This is a genomic window from Geobacillus sp. FSL K6-0789 (assembly GCF_038593135.1).
Classification (GTDB): Bacteria; Bacillota; Bacilli; order Bacillales; family Anoxybacillaceae; genus Geobacillus; species Geobacillus stearothermophilus.
In genome coordinates this window covers 2,492,146-2,510,950 of sequence record NZ_CP151966.1, presented here as the reverse complement: position 1 = coordinate 2,510,950, position 18,805 = coordinate 2,492,146, and the positions used below count along the sequence as shown (strand labels likewise).

Genomic DNA, 18,805 nt, shown 5'->3' with positions numbered 1-18,805 from the left:
GGCATGATGGTAGGTATTGTTTGACACCCCTGCATCATACCAAGAGGGCTTTTTTTGATCAAGTCCCCGGAAAAGCTCCTAACGGGAATGCTCCTTTTTAATGGTTGGTTGCACTTTCATTTTAAGGGGATCCTCATGCAAGGGCTATTTTTATGCTTGTTTGAGTTTATCTAGCACCACGGGTGAATTATATTGAACAGTACGACCCGGACTACGTGCTCGTGCTGTCCGGCGACCACATTTACAAAATGGACTATCGGCAGATGCTCGACTACCATATCACCAAACAGGCCATGTGACGATTTCCGTTATTGAAGTGCCATGGGAAGAAGCGAGCCGGTTTGGCATTATGAATACGAATGACGAGATGCAAATTGTCGAGTTTGCCGAAAAACCGGCGGAGCCAAAGAGCAATTTGGCGTCGATGGGCATTTACATTTTCAATTGGCCGCTGTTGAAAGAATAGTTGAAAATCGACAACGATGACCCGCATTCGTCGCACGATTTCGGCAAAGACATCATCCCGCTTTTGTTTCGCGAACGCAAGCGGTTGTTTGCCTACCCGTTCCAAGGCTACTGGAAAGATGTTGGCACGGTGAAAAGCTTGTGAGAAGCGAACATGGACTTGTTGGATGAGGACAACGAGCTCGACTTGTTCGACCGCTCATGGCGCATTTATTCCGTCAATCCGAATCAGCCGCCGCAATACATTTCCCAGGAGGCGGAAGTGGCGAACTCACTCGTCAATGAAGGGTGCGTCGTCGAAGGGACGGTCAAGCGTTCATTGCTGTTTCAAGGCGTCCGTATCGGCAAAGGAGCGGTCGTGAAAAACAACATTATATGCAAAAGTGCCAAATCGGCGACGGCTGCGTCCTCGATGGCGTCATTATCGATAAAGACGCCAAGGTCGAACCGGGCGTGGTGTTGAAAGGAGCGGCTGATCAACCTAAAGAAACGTATCAACCTAAAGAAACGTTCAAACGGGCGTTTGTGGTGCGGGTCGAGGCGCTGTGCGGCAAACCGTTTGCCGAATCGACGGCGCGCGATCATTATCACGTTCTCGGCCAGATGGTGCGCGAACATATCAGCCGCCATTGGATCACGACGAATGAACGCTACCGGGCGCAACGGTGGAAACAAGTGTATTATTTGTCGATTGAGTTTTTGTTGGGTCGCCTGCTCGGCAACAATTTGTTAAACCTCGGCGTCCGTTCGGTCGTCGAGGAAGGATTGCGCGAGCTCGGCATTCGCCTCGAAGATGTCGAGGAATGTAAGGCGGACGCCGGGCTTGGCAACGGCGGGCTGGGGCGGATGAGCGCCGTCAACATCGCCCACTCCGGCTACTTTGCCAGCGATCGGACCGTCGCGGAATACGCGGCTGAGATTTGGGGCATTTCGCCGTCGATGTAAAGCCCGGCGGGAAACAGGCGCCCCTAAAGACGAGCGCGGCCGCTTCGAATCATCTCAGAGGCGCAAACGACCAGCCGCTCGCCATCACGAACTTGTCTTTGGCATGATGAACCTTTTCCGTCTGAGCCGGTCTGAACGATCGATTCCGCCGTTTCCAAACGCCGGGCTTGGGACGGTTTCCTGTGCGGAGGCAAAACAGCGGCCAAGGAGCGACGGCTTGCAGCGGAAAGAGGTCGGATGTATGGCTGTTGCCGGACTGCGGCGGCAACGGCATAAACGGAACGGGGCCGCCCTGTTGGAACGCCCCGTTTCGCGTTGGCGGAACCGGCCGGCGTTCGGTTTGAACGCCTGATTTTGTTTCAATCGTCGCCGTCTAGCCAATCGCCGATGCTGCCAAGGATGCTGCCTTCGCCGACCGACCGTCCGCCGGCGCTCGGAGCGGCGGCAAGCACGCGGTCAGCGAGCCGGCTGAACGGGAGCGACTGCACCCACACCGCCCCGGGGCCGGTGACGGTCGCCAAAAACAACCCTTCCCCGCCGAAAAAGCCGGCCCCGAGCTTGCGTTGAAACTCAATGCCGACGGAAACCCCTTTGGCGGCGCATAAAAACGAGTCTTTTTGGCAGATGAGTTTCTCGCCCAGTTCGCTCAAGTCGACCGGAATGATTTTTCCCGGATACGGAGCGGCAAAGGCGACGCGGCGCTTGCCGCTGCCTTGATTTGTAAACACGGTCATGAACAGACTTTCCCCGGTGAGCAGCCGTTTCCCGGCGCCGACGAGGCGGCCGAGCAGTCCTTTTCCGGCTGAGGAGCCGTCGCCAAAGACCGTTTCCATCGCGATGTCGTCTTCCATCATCATCATGGCGCCCGCTTCCGCAATGACGCTTTCGCGTGGATCGAGTTCGATCTCGACAAACTGCATGTCATCGCCGTACAGCCGGTAATCGATCTCATGGGCATTCATCGTTTCTCCTCCATCCAAAGGTTTTTGCAACATTCCGTTATGTACTACGGAATCCGCCCCTCCTCCGTTTCAAACAAGCACGGGCAACCATGTGCCCATCGTTTGGAAGGCGGCGCGAGAACCCGTGCTCGTTTGAAAACAGACTGGCCCGTTGGCGAGTTTCCCGCCATTGGAACATGAGGCGCTTGTTGTCAGCGGACCATGGCAAGGCGTGCGTCCCACGTTGGAAGTCGGCCTTTGGAGCGCGTCAAACTGAACCGGCCGCCTGGCCGCATTCCCCACTTCAAGAGGTCATCGCACGGAGGCCCTTTGTCTACGGATTGGGTTCCCCGAAGTTTTGCTGGGTCGGGCGCTCATCGTAGCGGCGATAGCTTTCGTTCACCGTATACGGGTCTTTTTCATACGCCGGCAAGTCGCCGATGTTTGACATGATGCCTTCGTCATCCAATATGTTTTCGAGCCATTCGTGCTCCCGCGTCGGATACACTTTGACATTTCGCCCGTACAAATCGACAGCAGCGAAATTTTCCAAATCCTCGACATAGCCGACGTGCTCCTCCGATTCGGCGTATACTTCTCCGTAATAATCAACATTTTTGCCAAGGTCGGACGGCGTGTCCGATGAACCGTAGCGGGCGACTTCCTGCCAAGCGTCTTCGGCGTCATAGGCGACCGATTCGTCGCGGTCGTCAAAATCGAATTTGCCAAACGGCGGCATGAGTACCCCTTCTTCGAGTGGCCGCTTTTGCGAGATGATTTGGTCCGGGCTGTGCTCCCGGCAATAAAGCGTTGTCGGCAACGCCTCAAGCCGCTCGTACGGAATCGGCTGGCCGCATGTGCGGCAAATCCCGTACGTGCCGTCATCGATGGCTTTCAGCGCCCGCTCGATCTCGCGGAATTCGCGCTCTGTATGGTCGTCCAACGCCAAATCTTTTTCCCGCTCATACAGTTCAGTCGCCTCATCGGCGGGATGGTTGTCGTAGCTTGCCAGCTCGCCGACCGCATCGTGGGCGTGGCTGCGCGTCATGCCGAAATGGTCGTTTTGATTCAGCCGGTCTTCAATGTCCCGCTTCATCTCAAGCAATGTGGAGCGGAAGGCGGCGAGTTGTTCGTTCGTCAACATCGGTTGCAACCCCTTCCTTGCAGCGTCTGTCTTGCATGGATTCAAACTTGAAAATGTCTGGAGCCTTTCAAACACAGGGATCGTTTCATCCTTCCGTTGGCGGCGAATGGTTTCGCCGCGGGAGCCTATCTATATGGTGTAGTATGGGCGAAAATCAAAAAAAAAAAACACGGCCGTTTCGACCGTGTTTACAGCCATTGGCCGACAAGCAAGCCGATGGCGAGCAAAAAGCCAAATTGTGTATTCGTTTGCGCTGTGGCCTTCATCGCCGGCATCATCTCCGCCGGTTTCGTTTTACCGATGAATCCGCGCGCCGCGGCCGCTGCTTTTGGCGCGCTCAGCAAGACGAGCATCGCCCAAAACGGCACGATGCCCAACAGCACAAGCGCCACCGTCCAAAGAAACGCGGCGGCAAACATCATGGCAAGCACGCGGATCGCCCAGTCGCGGCCGATTAAAATGGCGAGCGTTTTTCGTCCTTTTTCGCGGTCGCCGTCCAAGTCGCGAATGTTGTTGGCCAGCAAAATGGCGCCGATGAAAATGGCGACCGGGATCGCCACGAGCACCGCTTCTTTGCTCACGCCGCCTGTTTGGATGAAAAAGGAAATTAAAATGATCATAAAGCCCATGAAAAATCCGGCGGCGAGTTCGCCAAACGGTGTATAGGCGATCGGAACAGGACCGCCGGTGTAAAAGTAGCCGGCCGCCATGCAGACCGTTCCGACAAGCGCGAGCCACCAACTGCTTTGCGCGCAAATGTAGACGCCGATGAGCATCGCTGCCCCAAAGCAGGCAAACGCCAACGCCAGCACTGTTTTCGGCTTCAGGCCGTCACGGACGATGGCGCCGCCGATGCCGACCGATTCCGGCGAGTCAAGGCCGCGCTTGTAATCGTAATATTCGTTAAACATATTCGTCGCCGCCTGAATCAACAACGAGGCGGCCATCATGGCGACAAACAACAGCCAATTGACAGACGTTTCTCCCATCGCCAGCACCGTGCCGACGCAGACTGGCACAAACGCCGCTGTCAGCGTATGCGGACGCGTCAGCCGCCAAAAGACGCGCCAGTCGCGGCGAGCCGGCGGTCGGTGGCCGATATGTGTGACTGGTTGCATATCCATTCCCCTTATATTCCTTGAAAATATGATCGGTTTCCGCGCAAAATAAGTGTAGGAAAAGGTTTTAGGCGTGTCAACCCTTTCTGATAGATAAATGATTTCCTATTATATATAATGGATAATGGGAAGTAGGGGATGGAGAGGGAATTTTACGAAAGAAAGCGTGAGGATCGTGGCGATTGGATTTCAACATACACTCCAACAACAACTGCACGAATTGGTGGTGCGGGCGGCGCGGCCGTTTGTCAGCTGGACGGAATCGTTGGAAGGCGTCGATCCGGTTTCTTTTTTTATGCAAGGGCCGTCTTGCGGATTCCGCGAACGGTTTTTTTGGTCGGACCGAAGCGACGGCACCATCTTGGTCGGCCTCGGCTCGGTGCATGCAATTGAGACGGGGGAAAAGGACGGGCGGTTTCGCGAGGTCGATGCGCGCCGCCGGCAGTGGGCCAGCCAAATCGAGCGGCATGGCGACACGGATGCGCCGCCGCTGCTGTTCGGCGGGTTTTCCTTTGATCCGCACCGGACGCCGACGGACGTATGGCGCGGGTTTTCAGCCGGAAAACTGATCGCGCCGGCTGTGCTTCTTTCGATGCGGAACGGGCAGGCGAAGCTGACCGTCACGCTGCCTGCCGGCGGTGGGGGGCGGGAAATCGAGCAGGTCGGCCGGCTGCTTGGGCGAATCGCTGCACCGCCGCTTCCGGCCCCCCTTCCCGCGCTCGTCGCGGCTCGGGAAGCAGACAGCGGACGGTGGATGGAGGCGGTCCGACAGGCGATCGCTTCGATTCGCGCCGGGGCGCTTGACAAAGTCGTGCTCGCCCGCGCCCGGCAGTTGACATTTGCCGGAACGATCGATGCTGGCTCCGTATTGGCCCGGCTTCGCGAGCAGCAGCCGTTTGCCTACTTGTTTGCCTTTGAACAAGACGGCCGCTGTTTAATCGGGGCATCGCCGGAGCAGCTCGTCCAAAAAGAGGGGGAGACGTGCCGTTCGATTTGCCTGGCGGGATCGGCGCGCCGCGGGGCGACGGTCGAAGAAGACGAACGGCTCGGCGCCTGGCTGCTTTCCGACCGGAAAAACCGCCAAGAACATCAATTTGTGGTGCGCATGATCAGCCGCTTGTTCGCCGAGGTGTGCGAGGCGGTCGAGATGCCGGACGGGCCGCAGCTTCTCAAGCTTCCTCATATTCAGCACTTATGCACGCCGGTTGTCGGCCGCGGCTGCCGGGAGCCGTCCGTGTTGCGTCTGGTGGAACGGATGCATCCGACGCCGGCGCTCGGCGGGACGCCGCGCGAACGAGCGATGGAAACGATTCGCGCCCTCGAGCCGCTCGAGCGCGGGTGGTACGCCGCTCCGATCGGCTGGGTGGACGCTTATGGTGACGGGGAATGGGCGGTCGCCATTCGGTCGGCTTTGCTTGCTGGCAGTCAAGCGTTCTTGTTTGCTGGCTGCGGCATCGTCGCCGACTCCGATCCGCAAAGCGAGTACGAGGAGACGAACGTGAAAATGGCGCCGATGTTATCGGCGTTAGGAGTGATGCACCATGACTGAGGCGTTGTCGTTGTATGTAGCCGCTTTCGTCGATGGGCTTGTGCAAGCCGGGGTGGCGGAGGCGGTCATCAGCCCCGGATCGCGCTCAACGCCGCTGGCGATGGCGATCGCCGGGAACCCCGCCCTCCGCTTTTCGATGCACATTGACGAGCGGTCAGCCGCCTTTTTCGCCCTTGGCATGGCGAAAGCGAAGCGGCGGCCGGTCGCATTGGTGTGCACCTCGGGCACGGCGGCGGCCAATTACTTGCCGGCGCTCGTCGAAGCCCACTATTCGCGCGTGCCGCTCGTCGTGCTGACGGCGGACCGGCCGCATGAACTGCGCGATGTCGGCGCGCCGCAGGCGATCGATCAGCTTCATTTATACGGCCGCTATGCAAAATGGTTTGTCGATTTGGCGCTGCCGGAAGAAGCGGAAGGGATGCTTCGCTATGCGCAGGCGATGGCGGCAAGGGCTGTTGGAGCGGCCGCTGCTGCGCCGGCCGGTCCGGTGCATGTCAATTTGCCGTTCCGCGAGCCGCTTGTTCCGGAAATTGACGATGGCGTCTGGGAGCGCGTGCAGGCGCTTAAAGGGGTGCCGCGTGTGGTGAACGGCCAGCCGACGGTTTCTGATGAAAGCGCGGCCGGCCTGTATAAAGAGCTCGCCGCGGCTCAACGCGGGCTGATCATCTGCGGGCCGCTCGACCGGCCCGGTTTCGCCGAGGCGGTCACCGCGCTCGCGCGGGCGCTCGATGTTCCGATTCTCGCCGATCCGCTGTCGCAGTTGCGCGCCGGCGCGCACGACAAAACGTATGTCATTGACAGCTATGACGCGATTTTAAAAGACGAGGCAATCGCGTCCAAGCTTGTGCCCGATGTCGTGCTCCGCTTCGGCGCCATGCCGGTGTCCAAGCCGCTGTTGTTATGGCTGAAGCGGCATCGCTCGATCCGCCAAATCGTCGTCGATGACGGCGGCTGGCGCGACCCGACGCTGTCGGCCGCCTGCATGGTGCAAAGCGACGAAACAGCGTTGTGCCGGCAGCTGTTGCGTGTGGCCGAACCGAAAGCGGCCTCAAGCCCCTGGTCGGCGGCATGGCGGGAAATGAACGACATCGCCCGCACCGTGTTGCGGCAGCACTTGCCAGAAACCGAATGGTTTGAAGGGAAGGTGTTCGTCGAGCTTGCCGAATTGTTGCCGCCGGACGCGTTGCTGTATATCGGCAACAGCATGCCAATCCGCGACGCCGATACGTTTTTCTGGTCGACGGACAAGCCGCTCCGCGTGCTTGCCAACCGCGGCGCCAACGGCATTGACGGCGTCGTCTCGAGCGCCTTGGGGGCCGGCGCCGCCGCGGGGCCGCTTGCGCTCGTGATCGGCGATTTGTCGTTTTACCACGATTTGAACGGGCTGCTGGCAGCGAAAATGCACGGATTGCAGGCGACGATTGTGCTGTTGAACAACAACGGCGGCGGCATTTTCTCCTTTTTGCCGCAGGCGCGTCATGAAGGGCCGTTTGAAACGCTGTTTGGCACGCCGACCGGTTTGTCGTTTTCCGATGCCGTTGGGATGTACGGCGGACGGCACGCAACGCCGCGTACGTGGGACGAATTTCGCCGTCAAGTGGCGGAATCGTTTGAAGCAGGCGGGCTTCATGTTGTCGAAGTGCGCACGTCGCGCGCGGAAAATGTCCAAATGCATCGTTTTTTGTGGGAACGTGTTTCCCAGGAAATCGCGAAATTTCTCGAACATAAAGGAATGGTTTGATGTGGAGCTGAATGGGGTTCGTTACCATGTGGAACAATATGGCGAAGGGGAGCCGCTTTTATTGTTGCACGGGTTTACCGGCAGCGCGGACACATGGCGGCCGCTCCACCCGTTTTGGCGGAGGTTCCGCCTGATTGCGGCGGACTTGCTTGGGCACGGGCGGACGGAAGCGCCAAAGGACGCCCGGCGGTATCGGATCGAACGCGCCGCCGACGACTTGGCGGCGTTGCTTGATAAGCTTGGCGTCGAGAAAGCGAACGTGGTCGGCTACTCGATGGGCGGGCGGCTGGCGTTGACTTTCGCCATGTTGCATCCGCACCGCGTCCGCCGCCTTGTGCTGGAGAGCAGTTCGCCGGGGCTGCAGACGGATGCGGAGCGGCGCGCCCGGCGAGAGGCGGATGAGGCGCTTGCGCAGCGGATCGAGCAGGAAGGGGTGCGTGCGTTCGTCGACCATTGGGAGCGTCTTCCGCTTTTTTTCACGCAACAGGCGCTTCCGGCGTCTGTAAGGGCGGCGGTCCGCCGTGAGCGGCTTCGCCATACGGCTGAAGGGCTTGCCAACAGCTTGCGCGGGATGGGAACCGGCGTGCAGCCGTCTTGGTGGGAGCGGCTTAGGGAACTTGACATGCCCGTGCTTCTTGTTTGCGGGGAGCGTGATGAAAAGTTTTGCCGCATCGCCGCCCGCATGCATGAGCGGCTGCCCGACAGCAGGTTCGTCTGTGTTCCGGGAGCCGGACATGCAATTCACGTGGAACAGCCCGGTGTTTTTGCTACAATAGTAAGTGAATTCATGACAAAGGGGGAAGTGTAAATGCCGTTTGAATGGGTGAAGCAGTACGACTATGAGGACATTATTTACGAAACGTACAACGGCATCGCCAAAATTACGATCAACCGTCCGGAAGTACATAACGCGTTTCGGCCGAAAACGGTGAATGAGATGATCGACGCGTTCACAAAAGCGCGCGACGATTCGAATATCGGCGTCATCATTTTGACCGGCGCGGGCGGAAAAGCATTCTGCTCGGGCGGCGACCAAAAAGTGCGCGGCCATGGAGGATATGTCGGCGAGGACGAAATTCCGCGCCTCAATGTGCTCGATTTGCAACGGCTCATTCGCGTCATTCCGAAACCGGTCATCGCGATGGTCGCCGGCTATGCCATCGGCGGCGGCCATGTGCTCCACGTCGTCTGCGACTTGACGATTGCGGCCGACAACGCGATTTTCGGCCAAACGGGGCCAAAGGTCGGCAGTTTTGACGGCGGTTATGGGGCCGGCTATTTGGCGCGCATCGTCGGCCATAAAAAAGCGCGGGAAATTTGGTATTTGTGCCGCCAGTACAACGCCCAAGAAGCGCTCGAGATGGGGCTTGTGAACAAAGTCGTGCCGCTCGAGCAGCTGGAAGAAGAAACGGTCAAATGGGCGCAAGAAATTTTGGAGAAAAGCCCGACCGCCATTCGCTTCTTAAAAGCGGCGTTCAACGCCGATTCCGACGGCCTGGCCGGCATTCAGCAGCTTGCGGGCGATGCGACGCTTCTATTCTATACGACGGAAGAGGCGAAAGAAGGAATGCGGGCGTTCAAGGAAAAACGGAAGCCGGACTTCGGCCAGTTCCCGCGTTTCCCGTGAGAACGGACCAAGCAGCTTGATGCCGCATCAAGCTGCTTTTTCGCATCTCGCTGCCAGCGGGGCACATAAGGAAGGAACAACCTCGCCCCCGGAACAGGACGTTTCCACAGCGGCGGGTGTTTTTTGGCGGGAGCGGCGGCGCCTTGTGCGATGGGCTGGCACGCCAAACGGCCGAAAGGAGGAGAACGCATGACCACAATGCCAAACTGGCTGAAGCAGCGGGCGTTTTTAACCCCGGAGCGGACGGCTGTTCGTGATCGAGAGCGGGCGAAAACGTTTGCCGAACTGTACGAAGCGTCGGCGTCATGGGCGCGCCGCCTCGCTGCAGCGGGCGTTCGGGAAGGCGACATCGTCGCCATTTTGATGAAAAACCGCATTGAAATGATCGAGATCGTCCACGCCTTGTTTTTGCTCGGCGCGCGCGCCTTGCTGCAAAACGTGCGTCTCACGTCTTATGAGCTCGGCTGGCAGCTCGATGACAGCGGCGCGCGCCTTGTCATTGCCGATGAGGAACTGGCCGGGCGCCTTGGCGGCGACGGGCGGGTGATGACGACGAGCGCGCTCGCCGCGCTTTCGGAAGTGGACGTTCTGCTCAAGGAAACGCTCGAGTTGGACGAGACGGCGACGATTATGTACACATCCGGAACGACCGGCACCCCGAAAGGCGTGCTGCAAACGTACGGCAACCACTGGTGGAGCGCGGTCGGCTCGGCGCTCAATCTCGGGTTGCACGAAGGCGACTGCTGGCTTGCGGCCGTGCCGCTGTTTCACATCAGCGGCCTGTCGATCGCCATGCGCAGTGTCATTTACGGCATGCCGATGTACATTCAGCCGTCATTTGACCCAAAGGAAGCGAACGCCTTGATTATGAACGGAACGGTGACGATCATGTCGGTGGTAGCCGCCATGCTGCAACGGATGGTGGCGGAGCTTGGGGAAGCGCGCTATCCTGATACGTTTCGCTGCATGCTGCTTGGCGGCGGGCCGGCGCCGCGCCCACTGCTTGAGACGTGCAAGGAAAAAGGCATTCCGGTGTACCAGACGTACGGGATGACGGAGACGTCATCGCAAATTGTGACGCTGGCGCCCGAATACAGCCTGACGAAACTCGGCTCCGCCGGCAAGCCGCTCTTTCCGGCCGAGCTATGCATTATGCAAGACGGAAAACAAGCTGCGCCGTATGAAGCTGGGGAAATTGTCGTCAAAGGACCGAACGTGACGAAAGGATACTTGCACCGCCCCGAGGCGACGGAACGGGCGATCCGCGGCGGCTGGTTTTACACCGGGGATATCGGCTATGTCGACGAAGACGGGTTTTTGTACGTGCTCGACCGCCGCTCCGATCTCATTATTTCCGGCGGGGAAAACGTCTATCCGGCCGAAATCGAAGCGGTGCTGCTGTCGCACCCCGATGTCGAAGAAGCCGGCGTGACCGGCATCGACGATGACACATGGGGGCAAGTGCCGTGTGCCTTTGTAGTGCTGAAAAAAGGCGCTGCGGCTGATGAGCATGGGCTGAAGCAGTTTTGCCGCGAGCGGCTCGCCAAATACAAAGTGCCGGCGCGCATTTATTTCGTCGACGCGCTGCCGCGCAATGCGGCGCAAAAACTATTGCGCCGCGAATTGAAAACGTTGATTCCGGAAGCAGAAAAGCGAGCGTCCCGTCTTTAAGCAGGGCGCTTGCTTCGTCTGTTTGCCCGCCTTACACGTCATCATCCGTCCATCCGATCTCAGCCGCTCGATAAGCGACAAGCCGTTTCAAATCCGGCGGCAGCGTCTCGAACGAACCGAATTCGTACTCCCACAAATTGGCGAACGAGTCGATGCAACGTGGGGACGCCATCGGGCGAGTCCGCTTCATTTCCTTTTGGAACGCTTGAATGAGACTGGCGCGCTTGTCCACCGTCATCCCCCTCTAACGATGCAAGCGCCGCCCGCAACACCGGGCAGCGCTTTATTTGCTGAATCGTTACGCTTCATTGGAAGGAGTAAACGTTTTGCAGTCCGTTTCCGACGAATCAGACGCCATGTTTCCGGCATGGCTGACCACATAAATGGACTCCGCGCTGCAACGGTTCCCTTCCGCCCAATAATGGCAGTTGCGCACTTCGCAAAGAACATCTTTCGCCATGGTCATCCCCCTTGTCGTGATGAAATCGCCCGCGTCTATAGTTTGACGCATTTGCAGGCATTTTATCCATCTCTAATCGAGAAGACTCCCGCTTGGGATCAACGGAAGCAGGGGCAATCGACAGCTTCCATCATGGTTGTTCTCCCACGCCTCCCCAAATATAAAAGAAGGATTTCGTGCAGAAATGGCGTTTCCTTCTTTACCATCGTTGAAGCGGGGGCTCATCGCCCAAAAAAATGATGAAAATATCTCTTGTTATAATTGACATAGAAAATCATTCTCAATTAAAATAAAAAAGAAAGAAGCGAGCAAAGGAGGCTTTCGTGATGGCATCACTGCTTGTTGTCGGAGCCGATCATTTAGGCCATATTACCGATAAATTGGAGCGTTCCGGATTCCGGGAAATCATTCATCTCAATGGACGAAAAGTGAATATGGTGAAACGCGACATTCCGGAGCATGTCGACGCCATATTGGTCATGATCGATTACGTGAACCATAATTTGGCGAAGAAAGTGAAAGAGAAGGCGAAAAGCAAAGACAAGCCTATTTATTTTGCGAAACGGTCATGGAGCTCGATAAACGCCGTGTTGGAGCAGCTGGGAAAACATGCATGAACAAACAGGAGGCGAGCCATGGTGCCTATCCATCACGAGACGTTGGATGTCTGGCCGTATGCGTTGCGCCGGTTTCTTCGCCGCGTCATTCAAGCGTATTGCGACACCGCCCCTTCGCTGCGGTCGCCGCTTTGCTTGCTCCGGTTGATTGATCAGCACCGTTCGCTCCTTCCTTTGTCGATGTTTCCGACGCCGTTGCATTACGGACTTGTGTTGGCCAAGGTGACGGATCATTTGCTGCAGTTTTTCGGTTCGATGGAAGAGGCGGCATGCAAGCCGCTGCTGCTGGCGGACGGCGGATTGGGCGAAGAAGCGGATCGGGAGTTGTACATCGTTTACCGCGACCGGGTTCGTGTGCTGCTGTGGTGTGAGGAAGAGGAAGCCATTCGGCGATGCAAAGAAACGGCGTCGTCCTTATGCCGCAAAACAATCGGACGTTGTCCGAACGAACTGGAATGCTGCTTTTTATGGACGGGCGGACGCCGCATTGAGTGGATTCCGGCTTAAGGGAAGGAGAAGAGGCATGAAAAGCGTCTTTCTCGGGCGGAATGTGATGGAACGGATTCCGGCTTGAATGAAGGGGATCGCCGACGTATAATGAAATAGATTGAAAATGAAAATCGTTATTTTTAAATAAAATGGGGGAGCAAGTTATGAAACGCATGCCTTGGAAAATCATGGCCACGTCGGCGGCGGCCTCGCTGCTTTTGGCGTCCGGCTGTTCCGCCGTCGGGGAGAAAGAGAACGGCCGTTCAGCGGAAGCGCCGCGCCTGCACGTGCCGGTGGCGGACGATCATTTTGATACGGCCGGCAATATGTTTGCCTACTCGGAATTTGAACTTTCGGGCGAACCGCTCGCTGAAGGGCTCGGGCTTGATTTGGACACCCTTGACGCGAGAAAGCCGGATGAGCCGACGAAATTTGACTATACGGCCGGCATCGAGTCATACGAGTATTCCGAAGAAGCCATGTATGAGGTGACAGAAAAGTCAGGGCTCGGGCTCCATCTCATCAACGGCCCGATCGCCAAGCAACGGGCCGAACAGCGGCATAAGCCAGCCGATGAAGCACTCGCCGACCGTTTTTATGAGCTTGCGGACAGCGTCGGCTATCCGCGCGAGGAAATTTTCCGCAACATGTTCCCGACCTTCATCGAGTACGCCGGCGGCGATCCGCATTATGCGCAAAAGGTTGACACGGACGTGTACGCGGAAAATGACGACGGTACATACGTTCCCGTCTATCAAGTCGATTTCCAATCGCTTCGCTGGGATCGCGGAAAAATGGACAAAGTGCTCACGCCATCGGCTTACGGCGGTGTCTTTTTGAAGCAAGCGCTTTGGGCCGGCGACTTTTTGGGGAATTTTCATCAAAAAGACAGCGATGAAGAGGTGGAGGCGAAAACGCCAAACGACGATCAAAGCGGGAACGTCGCTCTTGGCGTCAGCTCCGCCGACGGGATGCAAGGGATGATTTTGACGGAACAAATATGGAACAAGCTGGCTTTTATCCGTGACCATTTATTTTATGATGCGAAGCAACAGGCGTTGACGAAGGCAGCCGGCAGCCGCTACAACCCAAGCGGGGGATTCGTCTATTTGCCGCACGCGGTGGAATTGGCTGAAGGGGGAAGCGAGCTGGCGCCGGATGCGGCGAAGTTGGTCGTCAAAGATCCCCGCAGCTTGCTTGAGGACCAATGGCTCATGCTATGGCCGGCGGCGGAGTTTTTCGGCATGACCGACCAGCGGCCGGAAAACAAAAACCAAAACCCCGCGTTTTTGGCCGTGTTTGACGGAAAACCGTTCCCGAAAGCGGCAAAAGAAAATGTGGATGCCGATCCAGCCAACGACCGCGTGGCCGACGACCCGTATTCCGTCAACCGCGACGTGCTGCTGCAAGTGTTTCGCAACATCGATGCCATGCATTTCAATGAAAAAGCGGGCGCGTTTGTGACCGAACATGACGGGCGAACGCAAGGAAATCGGGTCGATACGTTCCAAGCCGGCTATACAATGGAAGCGCTCCGCATCTTCGAACGGGCGATTGACGGGATGCCGGTCGGCTATGCGAGCGGAGAGAGCGCCAAAGGGCTTGGCACGCCGGAAGGAAAGCGGGCGCTTGAGCTCATCCGCCGGCAAGCGGATTTTATCATGCACAACTTGATGCGAAAAGACGGGCTTGTCGAAAACGGCTATACGATCGGCCAAGGGCCGGATCAAGACGAGCCGACGCTTCTTGCCCAGCTTGGTGCGATCCGCGGGCTTACGGCGGCGTTTTTGGCGACGAAAGACGAAGCGTACCGCGATGCGGCGCGCCTTGTTTATGAGGCGATGGACCGCCATTTTTGGGATCAAAAATGGCACGTGTACCATACGGGAGAAACAGAGGATAAGTACACCTCGTGGCTCGCCGGCGCGTTGTCGGGGGTGTTCCGCGTGGCGCTGCAAAACTTGAACAACGACCAAGCGGATGAGACGGCGAAATCCCTTGACCGCGAAACGATCATCTCCCGTTACGTCGACTTTTACGACCGAATCGTCGATGGCCCGACGCTTCAGGAAGGGATGCAGGCAAGTGAGTTTTGGGATACGGGAGATGTCTACATCAAAGGGAAAAAATTGGGCAACACTGACCGCGACCATGTGCCGCAAGTGCAGGCGGCCGGCGGCCCATACGGCGTGGCGCCGGTGTTGCGGACGGTCAAGGTCGATGTTGGATCCGGCAACAAATAACAGAAAGAAAGCGGCGAATACGACTGAGATTCGCTGCTTTTCTTTGTAAAATTGAGGATGGTTATCATTTTCGTGAAAAAACGGGGGAATATTGAAATGCGAAAATGGTGGTTCGCCGCGGCGATCGCCGCGCTGTTGGCCGGCTGTCAGGACGAAAAGGCATGGCATGAGCAGCCGAAAGTGGTCAGACACGCCCCGGCGCACGGCGACAACATCGCCGTAAGCAGCGACGGGCGCTATGTCTACACCGCCAACATCGATGTGGATACAGTGACAATCATCAACGCGAAAACCAAAACGAAGGAAGCGGAAATTCCCGTCGGCCGCGAACCACGCCAGCTGGCGCTCAGCCCGGATGGACGGACGCTGTATGTTTCCTGCATGTACGATGATGAAGTGGACGTCGTATCGCTTGACAAGCGGACAGTCGTCGACCGTTGGAAAACGGGGATCGAGCCGTTCGGCATCGTCACCAGTCCAGATGGGGAGGAAGTATATGTCGCCAACTACCGCTCGGGCACGGTCTCGGTGTTTGACGCTGAGAGCGGGAAGCGGACCAAAGACATCCAAGCGGGCGATCGGCCGCGGGCGCTGGCGCTGACAGCGGACGGAAGGAAGCTGTACGTGACGCAATATTTGGCGGCTAAAGTCACCGTGATTGACACAAAGAAACGGCGGGCGGTCAAGGAAATCGCCCTCGCCCCGTCGCCGGATAAAGCCGATCGAAAAAAGAGCCAAGGCATTCCGAACACGCTTGAGCAAATCGTCATCGCCCCGGACGGCAAAAAAGCGTATATTCCGCACTTATTGACGAACATCGATACGCCGATCCAATTTGAGGAAACGGTGTTTCCGGCCATCTCGGTCATTGATGTGACGAACGACGTTGAGTTGCCGGACGAGCGGAAAGAGCTGTTTGCCGCGATCAATGTCACTGATGTTCATAACGAGACGATCATCGTCTCCAATCCGTACGATGTGGCGTTTTCCCCGGACGGCGGCAAAGCGTACGCGGTCATGTCTGGAAGCGAGGACCTCGTCGTCTTTGACTTGCGCCGCGGCGGCAAGGCGACGCAAATTTTGCGACGCATCCACGGCAACAATCCGCGCGGGATCGCGATTTCGCCGGATGGGAAGACGCTTTACGTCCACAACGCCATGAGCCATGATTTGGCCGTGATCAAAACCGGAGGAAAAAGCCCATATGCGAAAGCGAAGCAGGAGAGCGGCACGATCCGCCTCATTGCGAAAGATTCGCTCTCCCCGCTCGTGCGTGAAGGAAAAACGATCTTTTACAGCGCCAACAGCGACGAGTTTGCCATCAACATTACAGGAAACAATTGGATGAGCTGCGCTTCGTGCCATAGCGACGGCGACATCAACGGCTTGACGCTCATGACGGCGAAAGGGCCGCGCAACGTGCCGAGCAATATTTTGGCGACGAAAACCGGGCTGTTTATGTGGGATGGTTCGCGCGACGATTTTACCGACTACATTCATACGGTGCAAGGCGAGATGGGCGGCATGACGGCGATCGACCCGTCCAAGCCGCTGCCGCCGAACGTCCAGCATATGTTTGACGCCATTCTCGCCTACTTGAACGACCCGCGTTCGTTCCCCGTGCCGAAAAGCCCGTATCGAAAGGCGGACGGCAGCTTGACGGCGGAAGCGAAGGAAGGGGAGCGCCTGTTTAACGGGAAAGGGAATTGCTTAAGCTGCCATGGGGGCGAGTATTTCACCGACAGCGTCAAGGCGGTCGGGCCTGACGGGAAATTGACGACTGCCAATACCGCCTACTTGCACGATATCGGCACGGCCAATCCGAAGGACCGCGCCTCCAAAGGCGACGCCCGCGCCCGGTTCACAAACCCGCGGACGCCCAAACAGTGGGATACGCCGACGCTGCGCGGCGTATGGGCGACAGCCCCGTATTTGCATGACGGCAGCGCGAAAACGATCGAGGAAGCAATCCGGCGCCATCGGACGAAAGAAATGCAAACATTGACGCCGGGAGAAATTGCGGCCATTGCGGCCTATGTCCGCTCGCTGCAATAGTGAGAGTGATGGGTGAGGAAAAGGGTGCTTTTCTTTCTGCAGGGCAGAAGATCGCACGTCATAAAGGAAGGTGTCCCACGCGTGTTGGGGACACCTTTTTCCTTGTTGTTTTGGCCGTACATAGCGCTTATCGTGCATAAACAAACGCCAGAAATAGACGAAGCCGGGAAACAAAATGAGAAAGCCCACGAATCGAAAGAGGCAGGCGGTTGTATTTCAATAAAGGGCTTTTTGCAGCACGTGGAGATTCTCGGCCATAAGAGCAAAGTAATCTTTGTGGGCTTTTCGATCTTCATCGGTCAGCGATTCCAAGTTATGCAGACGGAGCGGCTTGGCGCCGATTTCGTTCTGAATCACTTCCGCCGTTTTGGGACGAACATTTTGTTCGAAAATGACATAGCGGATGTGATGCTGTTTGGCTGTCTGGATGAGCTGAGTCAGCTCTTTTTGCGATGGTTCGTTGCTCGGAGAAAGCCCGGAAACACTCAGCTGTTTGATTCCGTAGCGGTCTTCCCAATATCCGTAAGCTTGATGGGAAACGAGTATCTCTTTTCTGGGAGCTTTCTCCACTGTTGAACGGAATTGCCCGTCAAGGCGCTCGAGTTTCATCTTTAACGTTTCAAAGTTTTGCATAAACAGGTCTTTTTTTTCAGGTTTCAGTTCCATCAGCAAATCGCGGATGTTCTCGGCGATCGAAATGGATCGGATGGGGTCAAGCCATACGTGAGGATCTTTGTCTCCGTGTTCATGGCCATGTTCTTCCTCATGTCCCTCTCCGTGTTCATCTTTGTGCCCTTCGCCATGCGCATGCTCCTGTTCATGGTTCGATTCAAGCAATTCGATGCCGTTTGTGGCAACGAGAAATCGGACGTGCTCATTTTGTAATGTTTCCTGCAGTTTTTCGGCGAACGGTTCCATCCCGTGGCCAATGTAAATGAAGGCGTCCGCATCGGCAATCTGCTGCACGGTTTTGGTTGTCGGTTCGAACGTATGGGATTCCACTCCCGGCGGGTAAACGCTTTTGACGTTCACGGCGTCGCCGCCGATTTTTTTCGTAAAGTCTTCAAGCGGATAGACGGTTGTATAAATCGTCAATGGGTCGTTCGATGTTTGGGCCTTATGTGCCTCCGGTTTTGCTTGGCAGCCGTATAGCCAGGCGCTTGCCGCCAAAAGGAAAGACAAAAGAATGGATGGTAGTCTCATATTGAACTCCTTTCTGGGCTCAAGGATGTCCGCATTTATTATATCGTAATCATTACGATTTACAGGATTAATCATATAAAAAAATCAAGCAAATGGCAAGGCCATTAAGTGATTTTGTTTCTTTTCACATGTTCTGATGATTCAGGAACAGGATCAAAACCGCCCGGATGGAACGGATGGCATTTCAAAATGCGCTTCGCCGTCAGCCATCCCCCTTTTATGGCGCCAAAGCGCCGGATCGCTTCGATGCCATAGTTCGAGCAGGTCGGATAAAAGCGGCATGTCGGCGGCTTGAGCGGAGAAAGAAAGCGTTGATAAAAGCGGATGCACCAAATCAGCCATTGGCCCATGTACAGTTCTCCTTTCTGTGATCATCATGATTACAATAGAACAAACCGTTCTTTTGTTCAAGAAAAACAACTGTCGTTCGCTCGGAAGGGAGCGCCGACTCAGCCTTGCTTTTTGGGCATAGACGCCAAGCCGAACGAGAGGCAAAAAAGATGCGGAACGTTCCTCGTCTTGGTTATGATAAAAAAG

At 56.8% G+C, this 18,805-nt stretch carries 16 protein-coding genes and 2 pseudogenes; 11 read left to right on the top strand and 7 right to left on the bottom strand.

Annotated elements, in window-relative coordinates:
• Positions 1 to 182 precede the first annotated feature (182 nt).
• A pseudogene (locus NSQ51_RS13250) lies at positions 183 to 891 on the top strand (sugar phosphate nucleotidyltransferase); the annotation flags it as partial.
• A gap of 30 nt (positions 892 to 921) precedes the next feature.
• Positions 922 to 1,320 (top strand): annotated as a pseudogene (locus NSQ51_RS13245) (glycogen phosphorylase); the annotation flags it as partial.
• 449 nt (positions 1,321 to 1,769) lie between these two features.
• Here the strand turns inward: NSQ51_RS13245 and NSQ51_RS13240 are convergent.
• The 3 genes from NSQ51_RS13240 to NSQ51_RS13230 form a co-directional block, all read right to left on the bottom strand.
• Positions 1,770 to 2,372 (bottom strand): AIM24 family protein, encoded by a 603-nt coding sequence (locus NSQ51_RS13240; RefSeq protein WP_049624995.1) that lies wholly within the window; start codon positions 2,370 to 2,372, stop codon positions 1,770 to 1,772.
• Positions 2,373 to 2,685: 313 nt separating this feature from the next.
• A complete protein-coding gene (locus tag NSQ51_RS13235; protein WP_033014609.1) occupies positions 2,686 to 3,495 on the bottom strand; it encodes a yteA family sporulation protein in 810 nt (269 codons plus the stop codon).
• A 188-nt stretch (positions 3,496 to 3,683) separates the two neighbouring features.
• Positions 3,684 to 4,613, bottom strand: coding sequence for a 1,4-dihydroxy-2-naphthoate polyprenyltransferase (locus NSQ51_RS13230; RefSeq protein ID WP_033014607.1), 930 nt, complete (start codon positions 4,611 to 4,613; stop codon positions 3,684 to 3,686).
• A 175-nt stretch (positions 4,614 to 4,788) separates the two neighbouring features.
• Between NSQ51_RS13230 and NSQ51_RS13225 the strand changes: the two genes are divergently transcribed.
• The 5 genes from NSQ51_RS13225 to NSQ51_RS13205 all read left to right on the top strand — a co-directional run bounded on the left by NSQ51_RS13225 (position 4,789) and on the right by NSQ51_RS13205 (position 11,201).
• On the top strand, positions 4,789 to 6,162 hold the full coding sequence (locus tag NSQ51_RS13225; RefSeq protein WP_033014579.1) for an isochorismate synthase: 1,374 nt from the start codon (positions 4,789 to 4,791) through the stop codon (positions 6,160 to 6,162).
• Positions 6,155 to 7,903, top strand: a complete 1,749-nt coding sequence (gene menD / locus NSQ51_RS13220; protein ID WP_033014578.1) for a 2-succinyl-5-enolpyruvyl-6-hydroxy-3-cyclohexene-1-carboxylic-acid synthase — start codon at positions 6,155 to 6,157, stop codon at positions 7,901 to 7,903. Before NSQ51_RS13225 ends, menD begins: the two co-directional genes overlap by 8 nt.
• Before the next feature lies 1 nt (position 7,904).
• A complete protein-coding gene (gene menH / locus NSQ51_RS13215) occupies positions 7,905 to 8,711 on the top strand; it encodes a 2-succinyl-6-hydroxy-2,4-cyclohexadiene-1-carboxylate synthase (protein WP_033014576.1) in 807 nt (268 codons plus the stop codon).
• Positions 8,712 to 9,530, top strand: a complete 819-nt coding sequence (gene menB, locus NSQ51_RS13210) for a 1,4-dihydroxy-2-naphthoyl-CoA synthase (RefSeq protein WP_033009854.1) — start codon at positions 8,712 to 8,714, stop codon at positions 9,528 to 9,530.
• Positions 9,531 to 9,719: 189 nt separating this feature from the next.
• Positions 9,720 to 11,201: an o-succinylbenzoate--CoA ligase gene (locus NSQ51_RS13205; protein WP_033009852.1), complete on the top strand. Its 1,482-nt coding sequence runs from the start codon at positions 9,720 to 9,722 to the stop codon at positions 11,199 to 11,201.
• A 31-nt stretch (positions 11,202 to 11,232) separates the two neighbouring features.
• On the opposite strand, the gene NSQ51_RS13200 is transcribed toward NSQ51_RS13205, so the two are convergent.
• Together NSQ51_RS13200 and NSQ51_RS13195 are read right to left on the bottom strand one after the other, a co-directional pair.
• Positions 11,233 to 11,433: a hypothetical protein gene (locus NSQ51_RS13200; protein ID WP_033014606.1), complete on the bottom strand. Its 201-nt coding sequence runs from the start codon at positions 11,431 to 11,433 to the stop codon at positions 11,233 to 11,235.
• A gap of 66 nt (positions 11,434 to 11,499) precedes the next feature.
• Positions 11,500 to 11,661, bottom strand: coding sequence for a DUF1540 domain-containing protein (locus NSQ51_RS13195; RefSeq protein WP_064502500.1), 162 nt, complete (start codon positions 11,659 to 11,661; stop codon positions 11,500 to 11,502).
• 326 nt (positions 11,662 to 11,987) lie between these two features.
• Between NSQ51_RS13195 and NSQ51_RS13190 the strand changes: the two genes are divergently transcribed.
• The 4 genes from NSQ51_RS13190 to NSQ51_RS13175 all read left to right on the top strand — a co-directional run bounded on the left by NSQ51_RS13190 (position 11,988) and on the right by NSQ51_RS13175 (position 17,065).
• Positions 11,988 to 12,278 carry a DUF2325 domain-containing protein gene (locus NSQ51_RS13190; RefSeq protein ID WP_013144398.1) on the top strand — a complete coding sequence of 97 codons (291 nt, stop codon included), beginning with the start codon at positions 11,988 to 11,990 and terminating at the stop codon, positions 12,276 to 12,278.
• Positions 12,279 to 12,296: 18 nt separating this feature from the next.
• Positions 12,297 to 12,785, top strand: coding sequence for a hypothetical protein (locus NSQ51_RS13185; protein ID WP_013524470.1), 489 nt, complete (start codon positions 12,297 to 12,299; stop codon positions 12,783 to 12,785).
• A gap of 146 nt (positions 12,786 to 12,931) precedes the next feature.
• Positions 12,932 to 15,010, top strand: a complete 2,079-nt coding sequence (locus NSQ51_RS13180) for a hypothetical protein (RefSeq protein WP_049624993.1) — start codon at positions 12,932 to 12,934, stop codon at positions 15,008 to 15,010.
• Between the two features lie 96 nt (positions 15,011 to 15,106).
• The gene (locus tag NSQ51_RS13175; protein WP_049624994.1) at positions 15,107 to 17,065 is read left to right on the top strand and encodes a beta-propeller fold lactonase family protein; all 1,959 of its coding nucleotides are present in this window, start codon (positions 15,107 to 15,109) and stop codon (positions 17,063 to 17,065) included.
• 216 nt (positions 17,066 to 17,281) lie between these two features.
• On the opposite strand, the gene NSQ51_RS13170 is transcribed toward NSQ51_RS13175, so the two are convergent.
• Entirely contained in the window at positions 17,282 to 18,268 is a 987-nt protein-coding gene (locus NSQ51_RS13170; protein WP_049624992.1) for a metal ABC transporter substrate-binding protein, read from the bottom strand.
• Positions 18,269 to 18,372: 104 nt separating this feature from the next.
• Positions 18,373 to 18,618, bottom strand: coding sequence for a membrane protein insertion efficiency factor YidD (gene yidD / locus NSQ51_RS13165; protein ID WP_033014569.1), 246 nt, complete (start codon positions 18,616 to 18,618; stop codon positions 18,373 to 18,375).
• Positions 18,619 to 18,805: the final 187 nt, after the last annotated feature.